This window comes from Arthrobacter sp. Y3225116, assembly GCF_059091245.1.
Genome location: NZ_JBNHGL010000193.1, coordinates 1 through 5,590, shown reverse-complemented (window position 1 = coordinate 5,590; position 5,590 = coordinate 1). Strand labels below are relative to the sequence as shown.

At 69.9% G+C, this 5,590-nt stretch carries 4 protein-coding genes and 1 pseudogene; 1 reads left to right on the top strand and 4 read right to left on the bottom strand.

Going from position 1 to position 5,590, the window contains the following annotated elements; translation table 11 throughout:
• Positions 1–54: 54 nt before the first annotated feature.
• Genes AC5RV2_RS14055 through AC5RV2_RS14040 form a run of 4 tightly spaced genes read right to left on the bottom strand, consistent with a single transcriptional unit; the run spans position 55 to position 4,384 of the window.
• Entirely contained in the window at positions 55–546 is a 492-nt protein-coding gene (locus AC5RV2_RS14055) for a DUF3817 domain-containing protein (RefSeq protein ID WP_494067441.1), read from the bottom strand.
• Positions 547–551: 5 nt separating this feature from the next.
• Positions 552–1,439: an SURF1 family protein gene (locus tag AC5RV2_RS14050; protein WP_494092841.1), complete on the bottom strand. Its 888-nt coding sequence runs from the start codon at positions 1,437–1,439 to the stop codon at positions 552–554.
• Between the two features lie 52 nt (positions 1,440–1,491).
• Positions 1,492–3,216 (bottom strand): glycerol-3-phosphate dehydrogenase/oxidase, encoded by a 1,725-nt coding sequence (locus AC5RV2_RS14045; RefSeq protein ID WP_494092840.1) that lies wholly within the window; start codon positions 3,214–3,216, stop codon positions 1,492–1,494.
• Between the two features lie 28 nt (positions 3,217–3,244).
• Positions 3,245–4,384 carry a GuaB3 family IMP dehydrogenase-related protein gene (locus AC5RV2_RS14040; RefSeq protein WP_494092839.1) on the bottom strand — a complete coding sequence of 380 codons (1,140 nt, stop codon included), beginning with the start codon at positions 4,382–4,384 and terminating at the stop codon, positions 3,245–3,247.
• Between the two features lie 439 nt (positions 4,385–4,823).
• Between AC5RV2_RS14040 and AC5RV2_RS14035 the strand changes: the two are divergent.
• Positions 4,824–5,590: pseudogene (locus AC5RV2_RS14035) on the top strand (hypothetical protein); the annotation flags it as partial.

The window sequence follows — 5,590 nt, the reverse complement described above, 5'->3', positions numbered from 1 at the left end:
GCCGTCGTGCCCGGCACCGCGGCGGGAGCTCCCGGCGCGGGTGCCCGGCCCGGGTCAGTAGCGCTTGGCGGCTTCGGGGTGGGCGGCCAGCTCTTCTTCCACCTCGCGGTGAATCTTGCGTTCCAGGATGATGGACAGGAACGGGATCACGCCACCCAGGGCGATCAACACGAACTTGGTGAACGGCCAGCGCATCAGCGACCAGAGCCGGAAATCGGCGATCAGGTACAACACGTACAGCCAGCCGTGTGCCACGAGCACGGCGATGGACAGGTTCAGGCCGTCAATCACCGACGGCTCGGCCTGCGCCAGCCCGAGCGCGAACGTCTCGCCGGTCAGGGTGTTGGTGGCCCCGGCGAACAGGAACAGGTTGAAGCCGTACCGCAGCACCATCTCCACGCAGAGCAGCAGCAGCATGATGCCGGTGATGTAGGAGGTGACCTTGTAGAAGGTCAGGGCGGAACGGATTTGGGCGTGGGTTCCGCCGAAGCGGCGTTTGGCCGGACGCTGGGTCGCGGCGGAACGGTCGGGGGCGTTTTCGGTCACGTGGACTACCTCGTTGTGTGGGGTGTGCTGGATGTGGTCTGGTCGGCGGCGGCGTCGCCCTGGCGGGTGCCGGCGGGGCCTGCCGCGCTCCCCCGCCCGGTTTCGGCAGCATGGCGGGCCGCTTCGGCCGCGTCTTCGGCCGCCTCCAGGTCGCGGCGGTAGTCGTCGGCCACCAGCCGCCACCAGAGGAAGATGGCGAATCCGGCGAACACGACCCATTCCACCGCGTAGAAGACGTTCATCCAGTTGACCGGTGCTTCCTGGGGCTGCGGTCCGACGACCACCGGCTGCATCGAGGTTCCCTCGGTCGCGGTGCCAAGGTCCGTGCCGCCGACGGTGAAGCCGGTGCCGACCACGAAGCCGGAGTAGCCGGGCGCGTTCCAGCGGTTGATCAGCTCGGCCGCCGAGAGCGAAGCCACCTGGCCGCCGGGCAGGCTTCCGGGCAGCGGGGCTTCCGTGGGCAGCAGCCGCCCGACGACGGTGGCCTCGCCTTCCGGGGCGGGAACGGCATCCGCCGGTTCCTCGACCCAGCCGCGCACCACGGGGATGACCACGTCTTCGCCAAACTGCTCCACGCCGTCCACCGTGAACGGGTCGACCACCCAGAGGCCTTCCTCGCCGTCCTGCAGGCGGTTCCGAACCAGCACCTGCCCGCCCGGGACGAAGCTGCCGTCGAAGGTGACCATCTGGTCCGCGGTGGCGGCCATCATCGGGACACCGGGTTTAAAAACGTCGGTCAGCGGCTTGACGGTTTCCGTCTCGCCCGGGGGCGGGGGCGGTTCGCTCTGCGACGTGGAAAACTGCCACTGGCTCAGCAGCACGAACACCGTGGACAGCGCCAGCGCAAGCACCAGCGCCGCTATCCAGCGGGGTTTCAGGGCAGTCTTGAGCACCCATTAAAGGTACTTCGCAACCATGTAGAAAACGAATCCTGCCCGGGTACCCTCAGGCCAGCGGAACGATGTCGTCGACGCCCATCCGGGCGCTGTCGGCCGTGACGTCGTCGGGCTGCTCCTGGCTGAGCCGTTCGGCTTCGACCCGGGCCAGGTAGTGCTTCACCTCGCGTTCCACCTGTCCTTCGCTCCAGCCGAGGAGGGGCGCCATCAGCCCGGCGACGACCGGGGCGGCGGAGACACCGCGGTCCCAGGCCTCGATGGAGATCCGGGTCCGGCGGGTGAGCACGTCGTGGATGTGCCGGGCTCCCTCGTGCGTAGTCGCATAGACCACCTCTGCCGCCAGGTAGTCGTCGGCGCCGGGCAGCGGTTCGGCCAGCTCCGGCCGTTCGGTGATGATGTCCAGCACCTCGCCGGCCATGGATCCGTACCGGTTGAGCAGGTGTTCGACCCGGGCAACGTGGATGCCCGTGCGGTCCGCCGTGCGGCTGCGCCTGTTCCAGGCCGCCTTGAAACCGGAGGCGCCGAGCAGCGGGATGGTGTCCGTGCAGCTCGGCGGGACGCGCTCGTCGAGGGCCCGGGCCGCCTCGTCGACGGCGTCCTTGGCCATCACGCGGTACGTGGTGTACTTGCCGCCGGCCACCACCACCAGCCCGGGGACCGGGTGCGCCACCACGTGTTCGCGCGAGAGCTTGGCGGTGGAATCGTTCTCGCCCGCCAGCAACGGCCGGAGCCCGGCGTAGACACCCTCGACGTCCTCGCGGGTGAGCGGGCGCTGGAGCACCCGGTTGACGTGTTCCAGCAGGTAGTCGATGTCCTTGGACGAGGCGGCGGGGTGGGCCTTGTCCAGGTTCCAGTCGGTGTCGGTGGTGCCGATGATCCAGTGCCGGCCCCACGGAATCACGAACAGCACGGACTTCTCGGTGCGCAGGATCAGCCCCACCGTGGACTGGAACCGGTCCCGCGGCACCACCAGGTGGATCCCCTTGGAGGAGCGTACGCTCAGCTGGCCGCGTTCGGTCACCATGGCCTGGGTTTCGTCCGTCCACACGCCGGTGGCGTTGACCACCTGCTTGGCCCGGATGTTGAACTCGCTGCCGTCCTCCTGGTTCCGCACCCGGGCGCCGACCACGCGTTCGCCCTCGCGCAGGAAATCGACCACCGCCAGCCGGTTGGCCGCGTGCGCCCCGAACGCCGCTGCCGTGCGGACAAGGTTGACCACCAGCCGGGCGTCGTCCACCTGCGCGTCGTAGTAGCGGATGGACCCCACCATGGCGTCCTTCTTCAGGCTGGGGGCCGCCCGGAGGGTCCCCCGCCGGGAGAGATGTTTGTGGAAGGGGACGCCGCGGCCGCGTCCCGAGGCGATGGCCAGGGCGTCGTACAGGGCCACGCCGGCGCCCACGTAGGGCCGCTCCACGTACCGCTTGGTCAGCGGGTACAGGAACGGAACCGGCCGCACCAGGTGCGGCGCGATCCGCTCCAGCAGCAGTCCCCGCTCCTGCAGCGCCTCGCGGACCAGGGCGAAGTCCAGCATCTCCAGGTACCGCAGCCCGCCGTGGATCAGCTTCGAAGACCGCGACGACGTGCCCGAGGCCCAGTCCCGGGCCTCCACGATGCCCACGTCGAGCCCGCGGGTGACTGCGTCCAGGGCGGCCCCGGCGCCCACCACCCCGCCGCCGACGATCAGCACGTCCAGCTCGGCCCCGCGCTCCTGTGTGGCGCGCAGCGCGGCCAGCGCCTGCTCGCGGCTCTCGGGACTCAGGGCTCCGGTGGTCATCGCCTATCAGCCTCCCAGCATGATCAAATCAGTCGCGTGCCTGGAACGGCGCCAGCACCACTTCGCAGCGCTGGAACTCTTTCAGGTCCGAGTACCCGGTGGTCGCCATCGACCGGCGCAGCGCACCGACCAAGTTGGAGGTTCCGTCGGTGTGGTTGGACGGGCCGTGCAGCACCTGCTCCAGCGGTCCCACGGTTCCCACGTTCACGCGGTCGCCCCGGGGCAGTTCGTCGTGGTGGGCCTCCTGGCCCCAGTGCCAGCCGCGGCCCGGCGCTTCCTCCGCCCGGGCCAGCGCGGAACCGAGCATCACGGCGTCGGCCCCCATGGCGATGGCCTTGACGATGTCGCCGCTGAAGCCCACGCCGCCGTCGGCGATCACGTGCACATAGCGTCCGCCCGATTCGTCCATGTAGTCCCGGCGCGCGGCCGCCACGTCGGAGATGGCCGAGGCCATCGGGGCGTGGATGCCCAGCGCCCGGCGCGTGGTCGTCGTCGCTCCCCCGCCGAAGCCCACCAGCACGCCGGCGGCGCCGGTGCGCATCAGGTGCAGCGCCGGGGTGTAGCCGGCGGCGCCGCCCACGATCACCGGGGTGTCCAGCTCGTAGATGAACTGCTTCAGGTTCAGCGGTTCCTGCGTCTTGGAGACGTGTTCGGCGGAGACGGTGGTGCCGCGGATCACGAAGATGTCCACGCCGGCGGCCACCACGGTTTTGTAGAACTCCTGGGTGCGCTGCGGCGTCAGCGAGCCGGCGACGGTCACCCCGGCTTCCCGGATCTCGGCCAGCCGGGAGGTGATCAGTTCCGGCTGCACGGGGGCGGAGTAGAGCTCCTGCATCCGCTTGGTCGCGGCCGGGCTGAAGTTCTCCGTGCCCAGCGCGGCGATCTCGTCCAGCACCGGCAGCGGATCCTCGTACCGGGTCCACAGGCCCTCGAGGTTGAGTACGCCCAGGCCGCCGAGCTTGCCCAGCGCGATGGCGGTGGCGGGCGACATGACCGAGTCCATCGGCGCGGCGATCACCGGCGTGTCGAACGTGTAGGCGTCGATCTGCCAGCTGACCGAGACATCCTTGGGATCGCGCGTCCGGCGCGAGGGGACGATCGCCACATCATCGAGGGAGTAGGCTCGGCGCCCACGCTTGCCACGGCCAATTTCAATCTCGTAAGTCACGGCTCTAGGTTATCCCACCGCTGGAACGCTTCACCCTGGAACGGGCAGGGACGGGACTTGCGCCGGCGCCCGGCGGACCGGGCGGACCCCCTCGTGTCGGCTGCACGGCTAGCCTGTTCCGACTGCTGGCGTCGTCCCGGCGCAGGCGGTACGCTCGACCTGCCGCACGGCCGGCAAGCGCACCGCAGGCCCTCTCTCTTGACGGTTGCCGCTGGCCGGCCCAGGTAGCCGGAGCGGGAAGTGGTCAGTCATGGGAGGAAGATTCCGGCGGTCCGTGGGGCGCATGCGACCGTTCGCGAGCGGCTTGGCGGCCACCCTGTGTTTTGGCATCGCCGGGCTGGTCTGGTCCATGCCCTCCTTTCATTCGCGCCGGTTGCGGAGAGCCGCCTCGTGTACGGTTTGCGCTTCGCACCAGCGGGTTCGCGGTACCGCCCTCTTTGTGGTCGCGGCCCTCCTGGTCGCCGGGGCCGGTGCCCGCGTCCAGGAGGCACTCTCCCCGCAGATCGTGTGCCACAGCCATATCACTGCCGACGGGCAGATCAAGCCTGAGCCGCGCCTGCAGATTTCCCCGCCGGCCCCGTGGCGCATCACCCGCAATTTTCTGGTCGCCCCCATCAGCGGCGTCGGGGTCCTGACCGGGCGCAGCCTTGATATGGAGGCGTGTTCAGGGCCGTCGCTGTTGGTCATGTTCTGGCCCCCGCCGCGAACCAGCGGCGGCGGAACAATGCTCGGCGACGTGTTCGTGGCGTGGATGCCGCCGGTAGACCCGGCGGGCCCCCTGAGCGTCAACGGATATGGCATCACCGACGAAGGCCAATATGTCCGCTACGGCCCGAACATCTCCCAGACCCGGAGCGGGGACGAGGCCCTCGCCATCCACGAGTCGCGGCATGTTGACCAGTGGGCCGTAGCCAATGTGCTCGCCGGCCCGTTCGCCTTTCCGGCGGCGTACATCATCGACGGGGCGCTGTTCCCCTCCTCGCGCAACCACTTCGAGCGGGCCGCCGGATTGTCCGACGGGGCGTATCCGCCCGCGCCGGATAACTGGCCGGCGCCGCGCTGGCCCGACACCGCGGCCCTCGCGATCATCGCGCTTCTGATCTTCCGACGCCGGCTCCGTTGGCTCACCCGCGTCGCGGTCGGTGGCCGCGTGCAGGCCCGTGCCCACGCACCGGGGCGCTGTCCCGTCCATACGCGCGGCTGGTC

What these genes read in the sequence shown, in the direction of transcription:
- AC5RV2_RS14045 (WP_494092840.1), bottom strand. Translation starts at nt 3,216, where the DNA reads ATGACCACCGGAGCCCTGAGTCCCGAGAGCCGCGAGCAGGCGCTGGCC.